The sequence below is a fragment of the Nocardia sp. NBC_01730 genome (assembly GCF_035920445.1).
GTDB lineage: Bacteria > Actinomycetota > Actinomycetes > Mycobacteriales > Mycobacteriaceae > Nocardia.
In genome coordinates this window covers 8,476,811-8,498,482 of record NZ_CP109162.1, presented here as the reverse complement: position 1 = coordinate 8,498,482, position 21,672 = coordinate 8,476,811, and the positions used below count along the sequence as shown (strand labels likewise).

The following is a 21,672-nucleotide window of genomic DNA, read 5'->3' as shown; positions in this document are numbered from 1 at the left end:
GCCCGCGGCGAACAGACGCGGAGCGACGGCGGCGACGGCGGTCGCGACGGCGGCCGTCGACAACGCCTGCCACCAGCCGACCGGACCGAGCGGCGTGCTGCCGACCAGTTGGCTCACTCCCGGCGTGCTGATCAGCGCGCCGAGCACCAACAGTGAGCCTGCCGCGGTGCCGACCACCAGCGGGCTGTGCGAGTCGATGAGCGTCTGTCCCAACTGCGTTGCGACCAACGCCACCAGCGCCACCGTCGACGCGCGCCGCCGACGGCCCGTCAACCTCGCCAACACCCACGCCGCCGTCGCGGCGGAGGCGGTCGTCGCACCGCGCACCGCCACCGTCCGCCACAACGCGGCTCGGTCAGGCCCCCGGCCGGTATAACGCAGATCGGCCCTCGGCGGGCTGACCGCAAGGGCCGCGGCAGGCAGCGCATCGGTGAGGATGTTGACCAGCAGCAATTGGCGGGTGTTCAGCGGCGATCGGCCGGTGAGCGCGGTGCCGGCGATCGCAAAAACCACCTCGCCCGCGTTGCCGCCGAGCAGCACGGCCACGGCCGCCTGCACCCGCCGCCACAGTTGCCTGCCTTCGTCGAGGGCGTCCAGCAGCGAACGGATCCGCCCGTCGAGCAGCATGACGTCCGCCGCGATGCGGGCCGGGTCGCTGCCGCGCGCGGCCACGCCGATGCCGACGGTTGCGGTGCGGATGGCCGCCGCGTCGTTGGAGCCGTCGCCGACCATGGCGCACACGTGACCCAGCCGCTGGATTGTCTCGACTACCTGCACCTTGTGCTCGGGTGACATCCGGGCGAACACCCGCAGGCTCTGCACGGCCTGCTCCTGCTCGCGCCGGGACAGCGCCTCCCATTCGGGCCCGCTGATCACCTGATCGTCGTCGACGGGCATGCCCACCGCGGCGGCGATCGCGGTGGCCGTCACGGGGTGGTCACCGGTGACAAGCCGCACCCCGATGCCGCGGTCGGCCAGCTCGGCCAGCACCTCGGTCGCGTCCGCGCGCGGCGTATCCGACAGGCCCAGCAAACCAGTGAACCGCAGTCCGTCGCTGCACAATTCGGCGAAGGCGTCGGCGTCGTCACGTACCGATCGGGCACGTGACGCCGAAAGCTGCCGTGTGGCAACGGCAATCACCCGCAGCCCGTCGGCGGCCATCTTGCGCACCTGCCGCCATACCGCCTCGTCGGCGTCCGCGCACGCCGCGAGCACCACCTCCGGCGCGCCCTTGATCGACAACTGTTCACCGCACACGGATGCCGAGAACGGGCGACCCGACCGGAACGGCAAATGCGCCGCCGACTCGCCGCGGTCCAGGTGTCGCCCGGCTTCGGCGACCGCGCGGTCGGTTGCGTGTTCGTGCGACTCACCGTTGGCGAGGGGTGTGGCCCGGACGGCGTGGACGAGCACATCATCGTCGGACAATCCGGTCGCGGCATGCACCATGGTCACCCGCAGCCGGTTCTCGCTGAGCGTCCCGGTCTTGTCGAAGCACACCACGTCGACACGGCCGAGCGCCTCGACCGAGCGCGGACTACGCACCAGCGCGCCCGCGCGGGTCAGTCGCCGCGCCGACGCCTGCTGAGCCAGCGTCGCGACCAGGGGCAGCCCCTCCGGAACGGCGGCCACGCTGACGGCCACACCGCTGCTGACGGCCTGCCGCAGACCGGTGAGCCGCAGCAGCCCGAGCGCGGTGACCAATCCCCCACCGACAAGGCTGAACGGCCACGCCTTGTTCGTCAGATCTTTGAGCTGGGTTTGCAGGCCGACGGCTGAGCCGTCCGCGTGTGGGGTCGCGGCGGCACGGCGCGCCTGGGTCTGCTCGCCGACGCCGATGACGATCGCGACCGCGGTGCCCGCGACCAGTGTCGTGGTGGCGAACAACAAGCAAGCCCGCTCGGCGACGGGCGCGGCAGGTGTGGCGTCGACCTGCTTGGGCACCGGCAGCGATTCACCGGTCAATGACGACTCGTCGACTTCCACGTCGAGCACGTGGGTGAGCCGCGCGTCGGCGGGCACCACTTCACCGGGCCGCACCTCGATGACGTCTCCGGGGCGCAAGTCGGCGGCATCGACCGTCACGTAGCGATCGCCGACCAGCTTGCGGGCCGGTGGGGCCTGCGCGGCCAGCAGTCGCCGCAGCAGCCGTTCGGACCGGATCCGCTGGGTCGCCGCCAGGGCCGCGTTCCCGGCGAGCACCGACCCGACCAGGATCGCGTCGACGGGCGAGCCCAGCACCGCGCTGGCCGCCGATCCCACCGCCAACACCGGGATCAACGGATCGGACAACTCGTCGCGCATCGCGCCGACGAGATCCCATACCACCCGGCGCACCGGATCGACGACCGAGCGCGCGGGGTGGGCAGCGGTTACCAGCCGCGAGCGCTTGGGCGCTTGGGCGGATTGCGGCGGCTGCAGCACGCGAGACACCTGTTCGACAGACATGGCGTGCCACTCGTGCACGCTCGCGGCCGGCGGCGGTGACGCCCCGAGCGCTCCGCCGGCGATCCGGTATCCCGTCCATGCGCCGGCGGCGGCCCCGGCGGTGACCGGAGCCGAGCCGTGGCCCCGCACCCCGGGAACCATCAGTAACGCACCCAGAAGGGAAGCACCGGTGGCGATTTCGACGCCGCGCTCACTGGCGCGACGGGCCGCGGGCAACGCGTGCACGATTCGCCACACGCTGTCCAGGTCGTCGACGAGCACGTCGGCGTGCCACGGCGGCGGCCCGTCCGCGGCGATACCGATCGCGACGTCGGCATCGGCCAGTGCCTGTGCCGCGGAACTCGACACCACCGCCACCGTGCGGCCATCCCGCTGCAACCGGTGCACCGTGCGGGCGAGCGCTTCGTCGAGGGACCCGTTCACCGGATCGAGGTCGTCGAACGACGAGCGAAGCTCGTCGAGCGTATCGACGTCGACCGACACCACCTCGGCGCCGCCGCGGCGCACTTCGCCGAGCACCGCCGACGCCAGTCGATGGTGCGCGAACCGCACCAACACCGCGCTGCCCCTGCCATTGCCGGACAGCGACCGCGCCACCGGCTGCCACCCGGGTCGCAATGCGCCGCGGTCCAATTGGTCCTGTGCCCACTGCCATACCACCGCCCGCTCGTGCTCGGGCACGTCGCGGATGCGCGCAACCCGCAGTTCGTCGCAGCACAATGCCCGAGGGTCGAGCACCACGGCGTCGACCCGGTCGAGGCGCCGGAACACCTGGGGCCGCAAGGGCAGCACGCCGTGGCGGTCGGCCAGACCGCGGGCGAGTGTCGCGGCGAACGACTCCCGGCTGATGCGGGCCGCTTTAGGCGCGGCAACCATGACGGCGGTGGCGGCGGCGTCGAGGCCGGCGGCGAGAATGCCGATCGCCGGTGCGGCAGCCGCCTGCGCCAGTCCGCTGCGGTTCCCGTGGCGCTCAACCGGTCCCGGCGGCAGCGGCCTCGGTCGGTCACCGGGCCGGACACCGTCGTTACACGTCGCGTGTGCGGCAAGCCCGGGCTCGCGGCGTTGCCAGAGGGCGGCCGCGGCGCGGATCTCGGCGGCCTTCGCGAGGTGGATGTGCAAGTCCACGCCCAGTGACGCCGGTAATTGGGTGACGGTGTTAGCGGCGGCCGTGGCAAGCGCGATCGCGGTATCAGCGGCGTTGATGCCGAGGCGCTGTTCGACGGCGCGACGCAGCCGCGGCTGGCAATCGACGAGCGCGACAACAGCGTTGAGTCCCGCCGGCAGCCGCCGCACACCGACCACCCGGCCGGCCAACGCGATACCCAGCCCGGCGGCGTTCATCGCCGCCGAGACCATGCTGCCTGCCAGCACGATGCCGTCGGCGGGCAGGTCGACCGGACGATGGCCGGAATCGGGGTGCCGATTTTCGGCAGCGGTTACCACGCCGCACAGCTCGTCGACGGTGGTCGTGTCGTCCACCTGGGCGATCACGCGCGACAGCGGATAGTTGAGGGTCGCCGAGATCACACCACGATGCGCGCGGAGGGCAGCGAGTACCGCGGGACCGACATCGTGGTCCGGCTCGCGCTCGGAGAGGCCGCGCACTTCGACCCAGCAGCGGTCGTCGCCGCGCCAACGGCGCCGGGCCGGCTTACCGCCGAGCAGTTCCGTCGTGGCCTCGGTGATCGCCTCGACCACGCGGCAGGCGGGCATCGTGCGCACCGGCAAGGTTGCGAGGTCCACGCCAGCGGCGGTGACGACCGCAGCCGACCGCACGCCCGTGTCGATGGCGCGCCGGGGTATCGACACGGAGGTCCGTATCAGTCGGCTCAGGTCCACGTCGACGGCTAACGCTTACTCGGGGAGCGCCGTGACCGTGCCGCGGTCTTACGCGCGGGGGTCACGCCTTCGTCGCTTCGGCGGGGCGCTCGATCGCCTTCCGAGTGCGACTCGAGTTGTCCGGGACCACCGGCAGCGTCGGGCGCCGAGTGCCTGCCCGACCGCTGACTGAGTTGCCGGACCACCAGGGCGGCGCCTCCGACGCCCAGCAGCACAGGCCAGTCCACCAGACCCGCGGCGCCGACCGCCGCCAATGTCAGCGCGGCCGCCGGTGTCGAGTGGCTGCCTCTGCTCAACCCGCTCTTCACGCCGGCCACGGCACCTTGCATGCCACCGATCACGCCGTTCACCGCGGCACCGCCAACGGCCCCCGCCGCGGCCGTCGTCGCGTCGGCCGTCCAGGTAATCACATCCGCCGCACCTTCGGAAATGTTCATTGTCACTCCGTCGTGGTCACCGCTCGGACACCAATCAGCAAACCGAAGTTTACCCCCGGGATAGACCCATGTCGTTCGGAGCGCCAAAGAAGTACCCGCCAGCTTGCTGATCTATTTTGCGGGCACTACTAGGCATAACCACAAAAACCCAGGCATGTCGCTATACAGCCACGACCCGAACTGCCGCCAGGATAGATTGGTTTGCGATCCGCTACCCGACGACTTCGACCCATATGGCAATCTTTTAGCAATCATTCAGGCGCAGGCAGCCCCGTTCCGGCACCAGCACGCCGTGACCGCGCACAGGGCAGGTCAGGCCGCTTTCATCTGCGGCTCGGGTGGCGGAGCCTCGGTGCGCTGACCCCACCGGCCCCCTGCCCAGAACGCCAGCTCGACCACCCAGAACAGCACGAGGAACACCGTCACGACGACAACGGGGATGGCGAGGAAGATCACCGAGGGCACGGCGGTGAGCAGGAACGAAACAATGTCCCGGATGCTCGCGCCGCGCAACCGGCTGGCCGCACGCACAGCCGCCCACATCATCCAGCGTCGCGGCACCGACACCCCTAGTTCGCGCAGGCAGCGGCGGAAGAGGCCGTCGGCGTCCGCGACGCTCACGACGTGTGAACTGAGCAGATAATCGTGCAGAATGGCGGCGCGGGTGTACCGGCCGTAGCGCGGAATCAGCCAGACCAGCGGGCGCGGCACCGAGGCGAAGTCGGTGCGGAACCCGGCGGGGATCACGAATTCCTCGGTGTCGCCGCTATATACGAGCGGCTCGGTTACCCGCCAGAATTTGGCATCGATTTCCTCGACAACCGGCCCGCTCCCGACGAAGGTCACGTCCTGTTCCTTCCCGCCCACAGCATGATTCCCACTTTAGGGTGGTTTCGATACCCATAGGACGCCACTGCGGCAACGGTTCGGACAATGCGTCAGCGGCGGAACTCGGGCAGCGCATCGGCGGCCGGTTCGTAGCCACGATAGGGCAACTCGCCGCCGCGCGCGGCATCACCATAAGGCGTGAACGCGCCTGCGGTGCCGAAGGATCCGCCGTCGGCCCGATCGGCACGGGTTCCGGTGCCGAGATCCGCCGAACTGCTCAGCGCGGCGAGGAACAGCATGACCAACGACGCCACCAACGGTTGCACGATCAGTGCCAGCGTGCTGCCCAGCTCGATCGGCAGCGCGACGATCTGCCCGACCGGCGGGTTGTGCGGGCGCGGATGCAGCCACTCGGCGACCCGTTCGCCGAGCCGCGCCATCACCACCGCGCCCACACCGGAACCGATCAGCAGGCCGATCTGCAGCAGCGGTCCGCGCGCGGACCGCCACCGCCATGCGGCGATCGCCGAGAGCAGACCGAGCACCGCCCCGGCGAGGAGGAACAGCGCCATCGCGTCGAACTGGTGCGCGCTCTCGCCGGTCAGCACGGAGCCGCGGCCGGGTTCGACCACGAGCAGCCGCTCGGTCGGGGCCAGCCAGCCCCACCCGACGCCGCCGACCGCGCTCGCCACCACCACTGCGACGGCGATCACCGCCGCGGCACGCATCTCGCGCCGCACCCCGGAGCGAGTCGGCGCCACCACCGCCACCATCAGCGACGCTCCAGTTCGGCCGAGTCGAGCACCCCGTGCCGTGCGCACTTCGCCCACCAGCCGTCCGGGCTCACCTGCACGATCATGCGGCGGCCGCACTGTTCGCAGAACCGCGGCGGCTCCAAGCCCAGCGCGGCGGCCGTCGAAATCGCGTCGTCGAGCCCCGGCACGATCCGCTTGCCGGTGAACGGGTTGTATCGCTCGTCCATGCCCATGACAGTACTCACGGTCGGAGCCTCTTTCGTCGCACCGAGCCGGGTCAGAGGGTTTCGTTGAGCGCCTTGATCGGCATCTTCAGCTCGCCGAGCAGATCGAGGTCCTGTTCGGCGGGGCGGCCGAGGGTGGTCAGATAGTTGCCGACGATGACGGCGTTGATGCCGCCGAGGATGCCTTGCTTGGCGCCGAGGTCGCCGAGGGTGATCTCCCGGCCGCCCGCGAAGCGCAGCATGGTGCGCGGCAGCGCGAGGCGGAACGCGGCGACCGCGCGCAGCGCGTCGGAGGCGGGCAGCACCTCGAGGTCGCCGAACGGGGTGCCCGGCCGCGGGTTGAGGAAGTTCAGCGGAACCTCGTCGGGCTCCAGCTGGGCCAGGTTCGCGGCGAATTCGGCGCGCTGTTCCAGGGTTTCACCCATGCCGAGGATGCCGCCGCAGCACACCTCCATGCCCGCCGCGCGGACCATGCTCAATGTCTCCCAGCGCTCCTCCCAGGTGTGTGTGGTGACCACGTTCGGGAAGTAGGAGCGGGAGGTCTCCAGGTTGTGATTGTAGCGGTGCACGCCGATGGCGGCGAGCTGGTCGACCTGGTCCTGGGTGAGCATGCCCAACGAGCACGCGACCTGGATGTCGACCTCGTTGCGTATCGCCTCCACACCGGCGGCGACCTGGGCCATCAGTCGCTCGTCCGGGCCGCGGACGGCGGCGACGATGCAGAACTCGGTGGCCCCGGTCTTCGCGGTCTGCTTAGCGGCCTCGACCAGGCTGGGAATGTCCAGCCACGCGGCGCGGACCGGCGACTGGAACAGGCCGGACTGCGAGCAGAAGTGGCAGTCCTCGGGGCAGCCGCCGGTCTTGAGGCTGATGATGCCCTCGACCTCGACCTCGGGGCCGCACCACTTCATCCGCACCTCGTGGGCGAGGGCTAGCAGCTCGTCCAGCCGGTCGTCGCCGAGCCGGAGCACCTCGAGGGTCTGCTCCTGGGTCAGTCTTTCGCCGCGCTCGAGCACTTGCTCGCGGGCGATCGACAGAACATCGGTGTCAACGGGTGCCTGGGTCACTGCACGAATCCCTTCGTCCGGCCGAGGTGGCCGTGCAACTTGAACGGTGTTCAGGCTAGGGTAGCGGTAACAGTGAGTCAAAACACCACGGGGAAGGAATGCCAGTGCAGTTGCACCGGGCGGACGTGATCGACGGCGCCATCGCGATTCTGGACCGATATGGTCTCGCCGACCTCACCATGCGCAGGCTGGCGGGTTCTCTCCAGGTGCAACCCGGCGCACTGTACTGGCACTTCCCGAACAAACAGGCGTTGCTCGGCGCGGTCGCCGACAAGATCCTCGCACCGATGGAAGACCCGATCGTGGCCGAGGACTGGTCGGAGCAGATCACCGAATTGGCGCACCGCCTGCGCGACTGCCTTCTGGCCTACCGGGACGGCGCCGAATTGGTCTCGGCGACATACGCTTCCCGACTCACCACGAGCAAGGGTCGGGAACGGCTGGTGAGCACAGCGATTCGCGCGGGTATGCCGCAGGCCGAGGCCGAGCTCGCGGCGTTCACGCTGCTGTACTACGTGCTCGGCCAGACCGTGGACGAACAGTCCAGGATGCAGATGGACTCCGTCGGCGCGCTCCCCGACGACGCCTCGCCACTGGACGAAACCCCCGACGCCACCGCGCGTTTCGACTTCGGCCTGCAGCTCTTCATCGCGGGCGTGCGCCACCTGCTCGGCACCCGCGTCCGCTGACCCACCCTGCGCGTGCCATCCGTCAGGTCTCGGGCGGCGGCCGATCCGCGATCGCGGGAGTACGGCGCCGGGCGGCTGTTCCAGGATTCCGACCAGTTGCGCAGCGGGACAGTCAGTTTCGCGAGCGCTGCTCACCTGGTCAGCGCGTGCTGACGGGCGAACCGGCTCTCCGGGCGCGGCAGGCCGAAGTGGTCGCGCAGGGTGGTGCCGGTGTACTCGGTGCGGAACAGTCCGCGTTCCTGCAGGATCGGCACGACCGTTTCGGCGAAGACCTCGAGTCCGCCCGGGTAGTACGGCGGCATCACATTGAATCCGTCGGCGGCACCGTTGCGGAACCACTCCTCGATGGTGTCGGCGACCTGCTCGGGGGTTCCGGCGAACACCCGGTGCCCGCGCGCACCCGCGAGACGATGCAGCAGCCCGCGGACCGTCGGCCGCTCCCGCTGCACGATGCCGGCCACCACCTGCAACCTGCTCTGCCCGTTGTCGGTGACATCACCTGCCGAGTCGAACAATTCGACCGGGATCGGCTCGTCCAGCGGCAGATGCCGCAGACTGATCCCGACGATCCCCTCCAACTGGGAAAGCCCGTACTCCGGCACGGTGAGCTCGTTGAACTCCCGCTCCAGCCGCTTGGCCGCCGCCTCGGTGTCGGCGATGAACGGGCTGATGCCGGGCAGGATCTTGACGTGCTCGGCATCGCGGCCGAAACCCTGTGCCCGCGCCTTGATGTCGGCATAGAACGCCTGCGCGTCGCTCAGGCGCTGGTGGGCGGTGAAGATCGCCTCGGCGTACTTGCCGGCGAACGCGCGTCCGTCGTTCGACGCGCCCGCCTGCACCAGCACCGGGTACCCCTGCGGCGTGCGCGGCGCGTTGAACGGCCCACGCACCCGGAGGTACTCGCCCGCGAAGTCGATCGGGTGGATCTTGTCGGTGTCGGCGTATACCCCGGCGCCCTGGTCCAGAACGATGGCGTCGTCTTCCCAGCTGTCCCACAACGCGACCACGGCATCGACGAATTCCCGTGCCCGCGCATAGCGTTCGGCATGGTCCGGGTGCTTGTCGAGGCCGAAGTTGGCCGCGGCGAGATCGGTCCCGGTGGTGACGATGTTCCAGCCCGCCCGGCCACCGGAGAGGTGGTCCAGCGTGGAGAACAGCCTGGCCAGGTTGTAGGGCTCGTAATACGTCGTGGACGCAGTGGCGATGAGACCGAGATGGGTTGTCGCCGTGGCGATCGCGGTGAGCAGGGTGATCGGCTCCAGCCCGGAGGCGGCGTTGTGCTTCACGTTGGTGCGCAGCGCGGGCCCGTCGGCGAAGAACACCGCGTCGAACTTAGCCGCTTCCGCGGTGCGGCCGATCTCTTGGTAGTAGGCGACGTCGTAGATGCGCTCGGGTCGGCTCGACGGATGCCGCCACGCGGCTTCGTGGTGGCCGGACGGGTAGATGAACGCGTTGAGACTGAGCTGACGCGGTGCGGTCATGAGGCTTTCTTCTCTCCATCGTCGGCCGGTGTCTCCGCGACACCGAGGCTGGCCAGCAGCAGGGACCGGTGCCGCAGGAACGCTGGGTCACCATGGTGGCGTGGACGTTCCAGGTCGATGCGCTGGTCCACCGCGATACGCCCGTCGTCGAGCACAAGGACGCGGTCGGCGAGCAGCACCGCCTCATCCACGTCGTGGGTGACCAGCAGGACGGCGGGCCGATGCTTGGCGCACAGGTCCTGCAGCAGCGCGTGCATCCTGATCCTGGTCAACGCGTCCAACGCGCCGAAGGGTTCGTCCGCCAGCAGCAGCTCCGGCTCGCGCACCAGCGAACGGGCCAGCGCGACGCGTTGTTGCTCACCGCCGGAAAGCTCCTTGGGCCAGGCCTTTTCCCTGCCCGCCAGGCAGACCTCGGCCAGGGCGGCGCGGCCACGCTCGGCTGCACCCGGCCCGCCGAGCCCGAGCGTCACGTTGTCGAGCACCCGCACCCACGGCAGCAACCGGGAGTCCTGGAAAACCACCGAGCGCTCGGTGGGCACGCTCATCTCACCGGATCCCGGCACGTCGTAGTCCAGTTCGGCAAGAGCACGCAGCAGCGTGCTCTTGCCGGAGCCGCTGCGCCCGAGCAGCGCGACGAACTCGCCGCGGGCGATGTCGAGGTCGAGGTCGCGCAGCACGACCCGGTCGCCGAAGCCACGCCGCAGCTCGCGGGCGCGGACAACGGTCAGTCCGCCAGTGTCTGTCGCCATGACAGCGCCTTCCTTTCCACCGCGCGCACGAGGAGATCGCCGAACAGGCCGAGCAAGCCGTAGATCACCAGGCCGACCACGATGACGTCGATCTGTCCGTAGGTGCGAGCCTGGGTCATCAGGTAGCCGATCCCGCTGGTCGCGTTGACCTGTTCCACGACGACCAGCGCCAGCCACGAGATCGTGACCGCGAGCCGCAGCCCGGTGAAGAACCCGGGCAGCGATCCGGGCAGCGCGATCCGGCGAACGAACCCCCAGCGCGACAGGCCCACTGTCTGGGCGAGTTCCACATACCTCGCATCGACGCTGCGCAAGTGCGCGTGCGTGTTGAGATAGATCGGGATCGCGACACTGGTGGTGATGACCAGCAGCTTCATCTCTTCGCCTATGCCGAACCAGACGATGAACAGCGGGATCAGCGCGAGCGTCGGAATCGCGCGCTTGATCTGGATCGGCCCGTCCACCAGTGCTTCACCGATCCGGCTCAGCCCGGCCAGCAGCGCGAGCACCAGGCCGATGGCGACCCCGACGCCGAGTCCGAGCCCGGCCCGCTGCACCGAGGTGAGCAGATTGGATTGCAGTCTGCCGTCGGCAAGCAGATCCCCTGCGGTCTCCGCGACCGTCCACGGCGCGGGCAGAGTCTCTGGATCCAGTGCGCCCGAGGCGGATCCCGCCACCCAGGCGGCGATCAGCAGGGTCGGCCCGAGCGCGGCGCCGAACGGGATCGGGCGGCCGGGGCCGAGGCGTGGCCGGGCGAGCTTGCGTTCGGCCAGCACCGGTTCCGACGCGGCGCGGCCGAGACCGATGCGGTGGAGAACGCCGACGTCCAGGGTGGCCATCACCGTGCCTTCGTCTCGAACGCGGCGCCGCTCGCACTGGCCGCCTCGGTGATCGGGGCGTCGAAGCGCAGGTCGAAGCCGTTGGCGGCCTGCACCTTCTTGGGCAGCTCGCCCGCCTTGGCGATGGCGTCGATGGTGGACTGCTGACGGTCGACGAGCTGCTGGTCCAGATGCGGGAAAATATAGCTGCCGAGCGAGTCGACGATGCGCTTGGCGTCGTCCGCGCTGACCTTCTGGTTCTCCACGTAGTACCGGCGCGCCCACTCCTCCGGGTGGGTGTTGGCCCACTGGTAGGCCCGCACGAACGCGGCGACCAGGGCACGGGTCGCGGCCGCCTTCGCCGGGTTCTGCACAACAGCGCGGCGAGCGTACAGATAGGCGAGACCGCCATAGATGCCCGCGGTCTCGGAGTCCTGGAGCAGCGTGGTGCCCGGCGTGCGCAGGAAACGGGTGACGTTCGGTTCGATCAGCGGGGCGACGTCGACCTGGCCGGTGCGCACCGCGTCCAGGAACTCGGCCAGTTGCAGCCGTACCAGTTGCACATCGGAGGTTTTCAGTCCGACCTTGTCGATCGCGCGCAGCACCGCGGCCTGCTGGGCCGTGCCCTCGGCGTAGGCGATCTTCTTGCCCTTCAGATCCGCCAGCGTGGTCACCGGCTTGCCAGGGGCCACGGCGAGTTTCAGCGAGGTGGTGCTGGTCTGGTAGGCCGCGACGATCGGAACGTCCTGCCCGGCCACCAGCGCGTGGATCGGCGGGACGTCGCCGACCTGCGCGACGTCGGCAGCGCCCGCGCGGAACGCCTCGAGGATGGCTGGACCGCCGACGAAGTTGGCGAACTCCACCTTGAACGGAAGTTTGTCGAGCTCACCGGAGAGGCGCAGCACGGACTGCAGGCGTTCGGACTGGTCGGCTACTACTAGGATGGTTCCGGCCGGAACCTCGGTTGGTAAGGGGCCGTCGGCGGTGGGACCGACCGGCTTGTCGTCGTTCGAGCAGCCGGTGAGTCCGAGGGTCGCAACGGCTGCCACGGCGAGCAATGCGGCGGTCGCGCGGCCGCGGAGGCCGGACCGGAACGTGCTTGGTCGGTACATGGTGGGTATTGAAACAACCCGAAACGGGCACGAACACGGTTTGTCTCAGCCTGGTTCGAACTCGCTTCAGCGCGGCGCCGACGCCGACACCGTGGCACGTATCTGCTGCTGATAGCGCTGGATGAACGGCAGGATCTGCTGCTCGATCACCGTGTTGTACTCGCGCGGACGCTGCATCGGGTTGGCGTGCCCGGTGTTTCGGGCGAGCACCACGAGCAGCGTCCCGTCCACGCCGCCGGACCGCTCGATCAGCACCTGGTGCGAGTATTCGACGTCGACGACGCGATCCCGGCTCGGGTCGCGTGGCCGGATGAAAACAATGGCAGGACGCGGCTTGTCGTCCGCGGGCCGGGCGAGGGCGCGCAGGTCGTCGAGCGCACCGCCCGCCACGATGGCGGTGAACTGGGATTCGATCAGACCGTTACTCGCGGCGTCGCGCGAGAGAATCTTCTCCCGGACCACCTCCCCCAGAACCCCGCGCAGCTTGTCGAACCGGATGCCGGGCAGCCCGCCGCCGCGGTCGAGGAACCGATCCCGGCGGGCATAGGTCTCCACGGCCAGGCGCAGGGTGCGGCTCTCGCGCGCCCCTGGCAGCCAGCCCATCCAGCGCAGCATGTCCTCGCCGCGGCCACGGCTCTCCGGACGGACGGCGTTCAGATCCATCGGCGTGCAGTCCAGGATCACCCCGACCAGCCTGCGGTCACTGTCCAGGTGGATGTGTTTGGCGACCTCCAATGCGATCACGCCGCCCATGCTGTGCCCGACCAGCACGACGTTCTTCAGCCCGGACTGCTCGGCGGCGCGGACGATCAGGTCGGCGATCACCTTGGTGTCGATACCTTGATTGTCGTAACGGATCGCCCACACCATGCCCATCGTGCGCAGCGAGGGCAGCGCAGCGGCGGTGTCGCCGGCGTCCAGGCCGCCGAGGCCGACCATGTCCACCACCACGGTGTCCCAGTCTTTCGGGTCGACGGGCGGTGCGACAGGAAGGATAGCCGGGTCGGTGCGTGCCAGCCGCGCCTGTTCCGGCGCGACGTCGTACTTCCAGTACTGCGCGAACACCACAAGTCCGGCCAGTAGCAGTGCGGCGACCCGCAGCAGCATCACCCTGGTGCGGCGCAACGTCTTCCACTCGTGCCCCAGGTGCTTGTCCCGCAGCCGAGCTCGGCGTCGCGCGTCGTCCCAGTCGGAGACGGTGGACGGGTGCCGATCGTCCAACGGCGACATCTCTCCCACTCTAGGCACGGGTGCGGACGGCTGCCATCATGTGGCCACCGCCACACTGGAATCAGACTGCCTGTCTCCGGCGTCCGCCCCGCTACGACGCGATCCGCTGACCGGTACGTCGCACGGACCGTTGATCTCGGCCGAGCTCTACTTGGTAACCTCCCCCGACATGGGCATTGTTGTATCCGCCGAGATCGCGCCGATACCGACCATCACTCGCCGCGCTCTTCTAAGGGCGGCAGCACTTTTGCCGTTGGCCGCATGCACGAAGGGCAACACGCCCGTTTCCGCTCCCTCCGCTGCCGCGGCGAATGATCGCCACGATCGCCTGATCGAGTTGGAACGAAATTTCGACGCACGCCTAGGGGTGTATGCCCTCGCCACGGGCACCGGCACCACCATTGCCCACCGGGCGGACGAACGATTCGCGTTCTGTTCGACGTTCAAGGGCCTTGCGGCAGCGGCGGTCTTGCATCGTAACCCCCTGTCGCATTTGGATACGGTCATCACGTACACCGAAGGCGATCTCATGAAGAACGCCTCCATCACCGAGCACCATGTGGCCACGGGGATGACAATTCGTCAGCTGTGTGATGCCGCAATCCGTTACAGCGACGGCACGGCCGGCAATCTCCTGCTGCGCGATCTCGGCGGGCCGCCCCAGCTGACGGAGTATGCCCGTAGCCTCGGCGACACGGTCACCCGGATGGACCGGATCGAGCCGGCGATCACGGAAGCCACCCCGGGAGACCCCCGCGACACAACTTCACCCCGGGCATTCGGCGCCATTTACCACAAAATTGTGGCGGGGGATGCCTTGCCAACCGACAAGCGCGCTTTTCTCCGTGACCTGCTGGAACACAACGCCACCAGCGCCGGCGCGCAACGCATCCGGGCTGCCGTACCGCAGGGATGGACCGTGGCCGACAAGACCGGGACCGGCGACTACGGCACACTCAACGACATAGCTATCGTCTGGCCCCCGAATTCCGCGCCACTCGTCATCGCGATCATGTCCAGCAAAGCCACCAAAGACGCCGAATACAATCAGGCCCTCATCGCCGAGGCCGCCAGATATGTCGTAGCCACTCTCACCTGAGCAGGGTTGATTTCTGCCCGATGCGCTGCGCACTGGCGGCGCAGTCCCGCCACTACTCTGGCACCTCATCCCACCTGCTACCCGCTCGCGTTCGAACGGAAGTTGGCCGCTACCACCGCACTCCCACCAATGGGAATCTATTTTCGCTGTGCCGCAATATGATTCGTACTCGAATTCACCCCTCCCTGCCGTGAAGATCATCCCTCATGCTGACGGCGGGAATTGTCAGGTGCCAGCTCGGTGCTGCGAAACCGGCGGTGTCACGACCGGCGACGAGGGATCGAAGAGAGGCATTGGATGCGCCCGAAACGCCACTGCCGAGACGCTGTCGACTCCCCAGTAATCGGACGGAGATCGGGCCGTCCGCTCAGGTATCGACGATGCGGAGTTCACCGAGCTGCCGCAGTGGTTGTGGAGCACCTCGGGCGACGATGAGTAGGTCGCGCCTCTACACGGACCGGAACTTCATGCTGCTGTGGTCCGGAAACGCCCTGTCGCTGACGGGGTTTCACGGCGTCCGAATCGCCTACCCGATGCTTGTGCTCGCAGTGACCGGTTCGCCGGTGGCGGCTGGGTGGGCCGGATTCGCGCTGAGTATTCCGGGCCTGATCTTCCAGATTCCGGCAGGCATGGTCGCCGACCGGGCCGATAGGCTACGAATTCTTCAGCTGTGCCAAGTCCTCGGGTTGGCCGGAACGTGCCTAGCCGCCGCGGCGGCCTCGGCCCGGCCTCCTGGTCTCGGCCTGATCCTCGCCGGTACGGCATTCGTCGAGGGCAGCGCGTATGTCTTCGTCAGCCTGAGCGAGCTGGGCATGGTGCGCGATCTGGTTTCAGTCGAACAGCGCCCGGCCGCATTCTCGTTCCTCGAGGCTCAGCAATCGATCGCCAATCTGGTCGGGCGAGCGACCGGGGCCGCAATGTACGGTGTCACCCGCTGGCTGCCGTTCATCGCCAACGCCGCGTCCTACCTGTACTGTTTGGCCGCGCTGTCCCGGATCCGATCGAAGTCCGCTGCGTCGAGGGAATCCGCGGAGTCCACCGGCCGTACGAACGGGCGGGATATCGCGGCGGGTATGCGCATCGTGTGGGCCGATCCGCTGCTTCGAACCTCGACGTTGCTGATCGGGGCCTCGAACGTCGTCATCCAGGTCGTGCTGCTGTTGATCCTGGTAGAGCTGAAAACCAACGGCCGGCCGGCCTGGGTCGCCGGTGTCGTGCTCGGCATGTCCGGGGTAGGCGGAATGCTCGGCGCAGTCATGGGGACATGGATCACCGCCCGCTTCTCCGCGGAACGTGCCTATCGAGGAGCCCTATGGATGTGGACCGCGCTTCTCGTGCCGATTGCGTTGAGCGCCAACCCTATTCTGCTTGCCATGAGTTGGGGCGGCATCGGCGGCGTCACCGTCGCCAGCTATATCGCACTGACCGTCTACCGGGTGAGCGTCATCCCGGAGCAGGTCCTCGGACGCGCGCTCGGGACGATATCGCTGGTCTCCGAGGGCGCCGTGGCACTCGGCGCGCTCGGCGCGGGCTACCTGGTTTCCACCCTCGGGATCGTTGCCACCCGGTGGGCGATGCTTGCCGCGATGCTCGTCCTTGCGGTGCGCGGGAGTACTGTCACCCCTACCCCATCGCCCGAAATGGCAGTCGGTCGTGCGCGCTGACGGTGCCGGGCCCGCGCCGAGGTGGACACCGGGCCGGAAAGTCGGTTCCGTTGGCGACGTCAGCGGCCGCCATTCGAGGATCGGCCGGCTTCGACAGCGAATGCCGAAGCCGGCCGAACAGTCTCGGCTACCTCACCCGATGGGCGGCGGCGCAAATGGCGGCGGCGTCACCGGCGGCGGGGCAATCGGCGGGGGGACGATCGCGTCGGGTGGAGGTGTCATCGCGCTGGGGGGCGGGGCAATCTCAATCATCGGAGGTTCCTTCCTCTTTGATCAGCCTGAGACCAGTCGTATCCCAGGCAGTCTCAGAACCCGGGCGGAATTTCCCGCCTGAGTACACAGGGGACCGGCGTCATGCGAAATGCCGCCGCAATGAAATTTCGGTCAGTACCGCGGACACCGACGATGTCCCGCGTGATGTTTGGTTGCTATCGATACTCGCCAGCACGATGCCGAGCCGACCGCGATCACACCCAGCACTGTTTTGCCCGAGGTAAGGTGCACTGCCGTAACGAACTGGCTCATCGAAGTCTCCACGTTCCGCTCGGACCAACGTGTCACCTATTGTGCCCCAGGCAATCTGGGCTCCTTCCCACATTTGGGTACAGAGCAGACATTTCCGGTAAGTCCCGCAGACAGGGCAAGACCCCGTCCCGTCGTCGGCTTTACGATCCCGAATCGGTCCGCGATGCTCGAGGGATCCACCGGCATGCCATCGACCAGACGAAGCCGTCGAGATCGGGAAGGCATTCGGCGCCTTCTTTACCTTGTGCGCCAACCTCATTGCCGCCAAACCGACACTTCGGCACGCATGGTCGAAATTCCATGAAGAGACCTGGCAAATGTTCGCCGCGAATGCCTGCGCCGAAGGTCTTGGCCTGCTCGGCGTGCTCATGACAAGCGGATTTCACAAGGGCGACCAGGCGGGCTCGAACCAACTGGCCGCGGCGGTCATGAACCGCTCGCGGTCCCAGCGGCCCGCGCCCGCGGGCACCGCGCCGACCAGATCGACGCCGGTCACCCGTGGCAGGTCTGTCCGGTTGCACTCGGCCGCAAGGTCCGGCTCGGTCGGCCAGGCGCCGATCACCAGGCCCGCGCAGCGCACGCCCGCCGAATACAGGGCACGAGTGGTCAATTCGGTGTGGTTGAGCGTGCCGAGTCCGGCCGCGGTGACCACCAGGACGGGTGCGCCGAGTTTCTGCGCGAGGTCGACGAGGGTGAAATCGCCTAGGCGGACCAGCAATCCGCCCGCGCCTTCGACCAGGACGAGGTCGGCGGCGGCGGCGAGGGAGTCGACGGCGGCGGCGGTCTCGGCGAGGGTGAGTTCCGGCAAACCGGCCCTCCGGGCGGCGGTGTCGGGCGCCAGCGGGTCGGGGTAACGGGCGAGTTCGACCGTCCGCATGACACCGCTGAGACGCTCTATCTCGGCGAGATCGCCGGGTTCACCAGGGGCGACGCCGGTTTGGCCCGGTTTGCACACCGCGACCGAGCGACCGCCCGCCAGCGCGGCGGCGGCGATCGCGGCGGTGACGACGGTTTTACCGACGTCTGTGGACGTTCCGGTGATCAGCAGGACACTCATGCGAACATCACTCGCGACCGGCGAATCCCACTGCGCAACAAGGCGACAACCCGGCTCGTCCCGCGGGACGTCGGGGCGCCGATCGCCGCGCCTGTAGTCGCTCGCTGCGCTCACTCATGCTGGCACCGCATCCAGATCACGTACCTCGGCCAACACGTCGCCGAGCACCGTCGCGATGATGTCGAGTTCGGCCGCGGTGAGGTCGGCACGCGCCGTCAGCCGTAACCGGGAGGTGCCCTCCGGGACCGACGGAGGACGGAAACAGCCCACGTCGAGCCCCCGCGCCCGGCACGCCTGCGCGGCGTCGAAGGCGACCTCGGCGGCGCCGAGCACGACCGACACCACCGCCGAATCCGGGGCGGGCACACCGGCGATCCGGGCGATGTCGGCGGCGCGCTCGAGTACCCGGCCGGCGAGTTCGGGTTCATTGCCCAGCAGGCGCAGCGCGGCCCGCGCCGCGCCGACGGCGGCGGGCGCGAGGCCGGTGTCGAAGATGAACGTGCGCGCGGTGTCGATCAGGTGGGCACGCACCCGTGCGCCGGCCAGCACCACGCCGCCTTGCGCGGCAAGGGATTTCGACAGCGTCGCGGTGATCACCAGATCCGGCGCACCGGCCAAGCCGACTTCGTGCACGAGCCCACGCCCGCCCGTGCCGCGCACACCGAGGCCGTGCGCCTCGTCCACGAGGAGCACCGCGCCGTTCGCCCTGGTCACCCGATGCAGCTCGGCCAGCGGCGCGAGATCGCCGTCGGCGCTGAACACCGAGTCGGTGAGCACGAGCGCGCGCTCCTCCGTGCGGGCCGAGAGCAGCCGGTCCACCGCCGTGACGTCGCAGTGCGGCGCGACCTCCACCCGGGCCCGCGAGAGCCTGCACGCGTCGACGAGCGACGCGTGACTACCCACGTCGGAGACAACGAGCGAGCCACGTCCGGTCAGCGCGGTGACCGCGCCGAGGTTTGCCGCATACCCGGAGGCGAACACGAGTCCCGCTTCGGCGCCGACGAATTCGGCCAGTTCGGCCTCTAGCAGCTCGTGCTCGGCGGTGGTGCCGGTGACCAGGCGAGACCCCGTGGACCCCGCGCCCCAGCGGCGCACCGCCCCGATCGCGCCCTCGATCACCTCGGGATGGCGCACCAGACCGAGGTAGTCGTTGGAAGCGAGGTCGATCGACGGCGCCCGCGGGGCACGGGGGCGTAGCTCACGACGCAGTCCCGCGCTCACCCGCGCGGCGGCGCGTTCGTCCAACCAGCTCAACGGATCGGTAGTCACAGCTCCGCAGCATACTTGAACACCGTTCAGGGTGGACAGTCGCGGGCCGAGTCACTGACCGTTGAACCAGTTCGGCGTATCGAGCCGGAATACCTCACCGGGGGTCAGCGTGCGCAGATCCCGCTCCATGGCAGCGAGCTGGTCCGCGCCGAGCAGGTCGGCCCAGCGGTCGTGGATCCGGTCGAAGACGCGTGCCGATCGAGTCAGCGCGTCGAGGGCGCGATCGGTCAGTAGGTAGGCTTTCCGCCGGGCGTCGGTGGGATCGTTGCCCCGACGCAGATATCCCAGCCGTTCCAGCACCTCGATGTGCTTGCCCGCGGCCTGTTTCGAGATGCCGAGCGCGCGCCCGAGGTCGGCGGCCGTGCACCCGTTGGGCCCGCTTGCACGGCCGACGGCCTGAAAGAGGAAGCCGTGCATGGGCCGCAACTCGGGGTGGCCGTGCCCCGCCAGGTCCGCATGCACCTCGTCGATCACCGCACGGAAGCCGAGCAGCATCCGCAATGGCAGCTCGTAGCCGCCGGCATCACTTGACATAGTGGACAACCTCGTTGACTATATGGACAACTTAATTGTCTATCTTAGAGGTGCTACCCCGATGACTGTCATCCCCCGTGCCGACACCCGCCGCACCGAGACCCCCGGCGGGGTCATGACCACGCTCGCCTCCCCCACGCAGGGGGGCGCCTCGCTCGCGCTCTGGCGAGTCGATGTGCCCGCGGGCACCACCGGACCGCGGCACTTCATCGATACCGAACAGGTCTGGACGGTCGTCGCGGGCCGGATCGACATCGCTCTCGACGGCTCGGAAATCACGGCCGCCGATGGCGATACCGTGATCCTGCCGGCGAACGCGCTGCGGCAGGTGCGCACCGACGAGGGCTTCGCGGCCATCGTCGCCGCGCCGGCGGGCGCGCGGGCAGGCACGCCGGACAGCGACAGCACGGTCGTGCCGCCCTGGATCGCGTAGCGACCGCAGGCCACTAGCCTGACGGCGTTGCGACAGCGGCGCGCATGCCGGCAGTGATCGTCGCGATGTCGTCGGACGTGCTGACGAACGGCGGCATCGTGTACACCAAATTCCGGAACGGACGCAGCCAGACGCCTGCCGCGACAGCGGCGTCGGTCGCGGCGCGCATGTCGACCGGATGGTCCAGCTCGATCACGCCGATCGCGCCGAGCACGCGCGCCTCGACAACCCCGGGCAGGCCCCGCACCGGGGCAAGGCCCGCCTTCAGTTCGGCCTCGATCCGACCGACCTCCCCGCGCCAGTCGCGCGACCGCAGCAGCTCGATCGATGCGACCGCGAGCGCGCAGGCCAGCGGGTTGCCCATGAAGGTCGGCCCATGCATCAGCCCACCATGCACCGCGCTGATCGTCTCGGCGATCCGCGCAGTGCACAGCGCGGCGGCCAGCGTCAGGTACCCGCCGGTGAGCGCCTTGCCCACGCACATCACATCCGGGCTCACCCCGGCCTGGTCGGCTGCGAAAAGTGTTCCGGTGCGGCCGAATCCGGTGGCGATCTCGTCGAAGACCAGCAGCACGCCGTGTTCGTCGCACAGCCTGCGCAAATCGGTGAGATAGCCGGGGTGGTGCCAGCGCATCCCGCCCGCGCCCTGCACCACGGGCTCCACGATGACCGCCGCCAGCTCGTCGGCGTGCGACGCGATCAGCCGTTCCAGCTCGGCGACGTACTCGGGCTGGTACTCGCGCGGCGGCACCGGCGCGAAGAACTGGTTCGCCAGGATGTCAGTCCATAGCGAGTGCATGCCGCCGTCCGGGTCGCACACGCTCATCGGGGTGAAGGTGTCGCCGTGGTAGCCGCCACGCCAGGTGAGCAGCCGCCGCTTCTCCGGCCTGTCCAGCGAGCGCCAGTACTGCAGGCACATCTTCACCGCGACCTCGACCGACACCGAACCGGAGTCGCACAGGAAGACCTTGTCCAGTGCGGCGGGTGTCGACTCGACCAGCAGCCCGGCCAGGCGCGCCGCGGGCTCGTGGGTGAGCCCGCCGAACATCACGTGACTCATCCGCTGCGACTGGGCGACGAGCGCGGCGTCGAGCGCGGGGTGCCGGTAGCCGTGGATGGCGGCCCACCAGGAGCTCATACCGTCGACCAGTTCGCGCCCGTCCGCCAGGGTCAGCCTGGTACCCGCGGCGCTCGCCACTACCAGCGGCTCGGTCGTCGCGGGGAATCCGCCGTAGGGATGCCAGACATGCTTGGCGTCGATGGCGGTGATCTCGTCAGGGGTCAATCCCACAGCAATCCTCGCGGTCGAGCGTCGGCCCCGGCCAGCCCGGAGCGGCTTGAACGGCGTTCAAGTTACCACTCGAGCTGGATCGCGGAATCCGCCGGTCGCGATCCAGCGCGCGTTCATAAGCCG

18 protein-coding genes and 1 pseudogene are annotated in these 21,672 nt (G+C 69.0%); 4 read left to right on the top strand and 15 right to left on the bottom strand.

Annotated features, from left to right (window positions below; all coding sequences use genetic code 11):
- Positions 1-12: 12 nt before the first annotated feature.
- The 6 genes and pseudogenes from OHB12_RS35105 to bioB all read right to left on the bottom strand — a co-directional run.
- A pseudogene (locus OHB12_RS35105) lies at positions 13-4,161 on the bottom strand (HAD-IC family P-type ATPase); the annotation flags it as partial.
- Positions 4,162-4,295: 134 nt separating this feature from the next.
- Positions 4,296-4,724, bottom strand: a complete 429-nt coding sequence (locus OHB12_RS35100) for a hypothetical protein (RefSeq protein WP_327114653.1) — start codon at positions 4,722-4,724, stop codon at positions 4,296-4,298.
- A gap of 312 nt (positions 4,725-5,036) precedes the next feature.
- Entirely contained in the window at positions 5,037-5,570 is a 534-nt protein-coding gene (locus OHB12_RS35095; RefSeq protein WP_327114652.1) for a DUF1353 domain-containing protein, read from the bottom strand.
- Between the two features lie 92 nt (positions 5,571-5,662).
- Positions 5,663-6,325 (bottom strand): DUF2567 domain-containing protein, encoded by a 663-nt coding sequence (locus OHB12_RS35090; protein WP_327114650.1) that lies wholly within the window; start codon positions 6,323-6,325, stop codon positions 5,663-5,665.
- On the bottom strand, positions 6,325-6,534 hold the full coding sequence (bsaP, locus tag OHB12_RS35085; RefSeq protein ID WP_442800166.1) for a biotin synthase auxiliary protein BsaP: 210 nt from the start codon (positions 6,532-6,534) through the stop codon (positions 6,325-6,327). The genes OHB12_RS35090 and bsaP overlap by 1 nt, the downstream gene beginning before the upstream one ends.
- Before the next feature lie 50 nt (positions 6,535-6,584).
- A complete protein-coding gene (gene bioB, locus OHB12_RS35080; protein ID WP_327114648.1) occupies positions 6,585-7,598 on the bottom strand; it encodes a biotin synthase BioB in 1,014 nt (337 codons plus the stop codon).
- Positions 7,599-7,702: 104 nt separating this feature from the next.
- On the opposite strand from bioB, the gene OHB12_RS35075 reads away from it, so the two are divergent.
- Positions 7,703-8,287, top strand: a complete 585-nt coding sequence (locus OHB12_RS35075) for a TetR/AcrR family transcriptional regulator C-terminal domain-containing protein (RefSeq protein ID WP_327121757.1) — start codon at positions 7,703-7,705, stop codon at positions 8,285-8,287.
- A gap of 131 nt (positions 8,288-8,418) precedes the next feature.
- On the opposite strand, the gene OHB12_RS35070 is transcribed toward OHB12_RS35075, so the two are convergent.
- The 5 genes from OHB12_RS35070 to OHB12_RS35050 all read right to left on the bottom strand — a co-directional run bounded on the left by OHB12_RS35070 (position 8,419) and on the right by OHB12_RS35050 (position 13,677).
- Positions 8,419-9,768, bottom strand: coding sequence for an LLM class flavin-dependent oxidoreductase (locus OHB12_RS35070; RefSeq protein WP_327114647.1), 1,350 nt, complete (start codon positions 9,766-9,768; stop codon positions 8,419-8,421).
- Positions 9,765-10,517, bottom strand: coding sequence for an ABC transporter ATP-binding protein (locus tag OHB12_RS35065; RefSeq protein WP_327114645.1), 753 nt, complete (start codon positions 10,515-10,517; stop codon positions 9,765-9,767). Before OHB12_RS35065 ends, OHB12_RS35070 begins: the two co-directional genes overlap by 4 nt.
- Positions 10,493-11,356 carry an ABC transporter permease gene (locus OHB12_RS35060; RefSeq protein WP_327114643.1) on the bottom strand — a complete coding sequence of 288 codons (864 nt, stop codon included), beginning with the start codon at positions 11,354-11,356 and terminating at the stop codon, positions 10,493-10,495. Before OHB12_RS35060 ends, OHB12_RS35065 begins: the two co-directional genes overlap by 25 nt.
- Positions 11,356-12,447, bottom strand: a complete 1,092-nt coding sequence (locus OHB12_RS35055; protein ID WP_327114641.1) for an ABC transporter substrate-binding protein — start codon at positions 12,445-12,447, stop codon at positions 11,356-11,358. Before OHB12_RS35055 ends, OHB12_RS35060 begins: the two co-directional genes overlap by 1 nt.
- A gap of 66 nt (positions 12,448-12,513) precedes the next feature.
- On the bottom strand, positions 12,514-13,677 hold the full coding sequence (locus tag OHB12_RS35050; protein ID WP_327114639.1) for an alpha/beta hydrolase: 1,164 nt from the start codon (positions 13,675-13,677) through the stop codon (positions 12,514-12,516).
- Positions 13,678-13,846: 169 nt separating this feature from the next.
- Between OHB12_RS35050 and bla the strand changes: the two genes are divergently transcribed.
- Both bla and OHB12_RS35040 read left to right on the top strand, forming a co-directional pair.
- Positions 13,847-14,776: a class A beta-lactamase gene (bla, locus tag OHB12_RS35045; RefSeq protein ID WP_327114637.1), complete on the top strand. Its 930-nt coding sequence runs from the start codon at positions 13,847-13,849 to the stop codon at positions 14,774-14,776.
- Between the two features lie 431 nt (positions 14,777-15,207).
- Positions 15,208-16,440, top strand: coding sequence for an MFS transporter (locus OHB12_RS35040; protein ID WP_327114635.1), 1,233 nt, complete (start codon positions 15,208-15,210; stop codon positions 16,438-16,440).
- A 907-nt stretch (positions 16,441-17,347) separates the two neighbouring features.
- On the opposite strand, the gene bioD is transcribed toward OHB12_RS35040, so the two are convergent.
- The 3 genes from bioD to OHB12_RS35025 form a co-directional block, all read right to left on the bottom strand.
- Positions 17,348-18,022 carry a dethiobiotin synthase gene (gene bioD, locus OHB12_RS35035; RefSeq protein ID WP_327114633.1) on the bottom strand — a complete coding sequence of 225 codons (675 nt, stop codon included), beginning with the start codon at positions 18,020-18,022 and terminating at the stop codon, positions 17,348-17,350.
- A gap of 114 nt (positions 18,023-18,136) precedes the next feature.
- Positions 18,137-19,291 (bottom strand): 8-amino-7-oxononanoate synthase, encoded by a 1,155-nt coding sequence (locus OHB12_RS35030; RefSeq protein WP_327114631.1) that lies wholly within the window; start codon positions 19,289-19,291, stop codon positions 18,137-18,139.
- A gap of 51 nt (positions 19,292-19,342) precedes the next feature.
- Complete coding sequence (locus OHB12_RS35025) at positions 19,343-19,825, bottom strand: MarR family winged helix-turn-helix transcriptional regulator (RefSeq protein ID WP_327114629.1); 483 nt, start codon at positions 19,823-19,825, stop codon at positions 19,343-19,345.
- Positions 19,826-19,886: 61 nt separating this feature from the next.
- On the opposite strand from OHB12_RS35025, the gene OHB12_RS35020 reads away from it, so the two are divergent.
- Entirely contained in the window at positions 19,887-20,258 is a 372-nt protein-coding gene (locus OHB12_RS35020) for a cupin domain-containing protein (protein ID WP_327114627.1), read from the top strand.
- A gap of 13 nt (positions 20,259-20,271) precedes the next feature.
- On the opposite strand, the gene OHB12_RS35015 is transcribed toward OHB12_RS35020, so the two are convergent.
- Complete coding sequence (locus tag OHB12_RS35015; RefSeq protein WP_327114623.1) at positions 20,272-21,549, bottom strand: adenosylmethionine--8-amino-7-oxononanoate transaminase; 1,278 nt, start codon at positions 21,547-21,549, stop codon at positions 20,272-20,274.
- Positions 21,550-21,672: the final 123 nt, after the last annotated feature.

Excerpts from the sequence above, each read along its gene's own strand:
- OHB12_RS35100 (WP_327114653.1), bottom strand. The coding sequence starts at position 4,724 with ATGAACATTTCCGAAGGTGCGGCGGATGTGATTACCTGGACGGCCGAC.
- OHB12_RS35090 (WP_327114650.1), bottom strand. The coding sequence starts at position 6,325 with ATGGTGGCGGTGGTGGCGCCGACTCGCTCCGGGGTGCGGCGCGAGATG.
- bsaP (WP_442800166.1), bottom strand. The coding sequence starts at position 6,534 with ATGGACGAGCGATACAACCCGTTCACCGGCAAGCGGATCGTGCCGGGG.
- OHB12_RS35070 (WP_327114647.1), bottom strand. The coding sequence starts at position 9,768 with ATGACCGCACCGCGTCAGCTCAGTCTCAACGCGTTCATCTACCCGTCC.
- OHB12_RS35065 (WP_327114645.1), bottom strand. The coding sequence starts at position 10,517 with ATGGCGACAGACACTGGCGGACTGACCGTTGTCCGCGCCCGCGAGCTG.
- OHB12_RS35060 (WP_327114643.1), bottom strand. The coding sequence starts at position 11,356 with ATGGCCACCCTGGACGTCGGCGTTCTCCACCGCATCGGTCTCGGCCGC.
- OHB12_RS35055 (WP_327114641.1), bottom strand. The coding sequence starts at position 12,447 with ATGTACCGACCAAGCACGTTCCGGTCCGGCCTCCGCGGCCGCGCGACC.
- OHB12_RS35050 (WP_327114639.1), bottom strand. The coding sequence starts at position 13,677 with ATGTCGCCGTTGGACGATCGGCACCCGTCCACCGTCTCCGACTGGGAC.
- bla (WP_327114637.1), top strand. The coding sequence starts at position 13,847 with ATGGGCATTGTTGTATCCGCCGAGATCGCGCCGATACCGACCATCACT.
- OHB12_RS35040 (WP_327114635.1), top strand. The coding sequence starts at position 15,208 with ATGAGTAGGTCGCGCCTCTACACGGACCGGAACTTCATGCTGCTGTGG.
- bioD (WP_327114633.1), bottom strand. The coding sequence starts at position 18,022 with ATGAGTGTCCTGCTGATCACCGGAACGTCCACAGACGTCGGTAAAACC.
- OHB12_RS35025 (WP_327114629.1), bottom strand. The coding sequence starts at position 19,825 with ATGTCAAGTGATGCCGGCGGCTACGAGCTGCCATTGCGGATGCTGCTC.
- OHB12_RS35020 (WP_327114627.1), top strand. The coding sequence starts at position 19,887 with ATGACTGTCATCCCCCGTGCCGACACCCGCCGCACCGAGACCCCCGGC.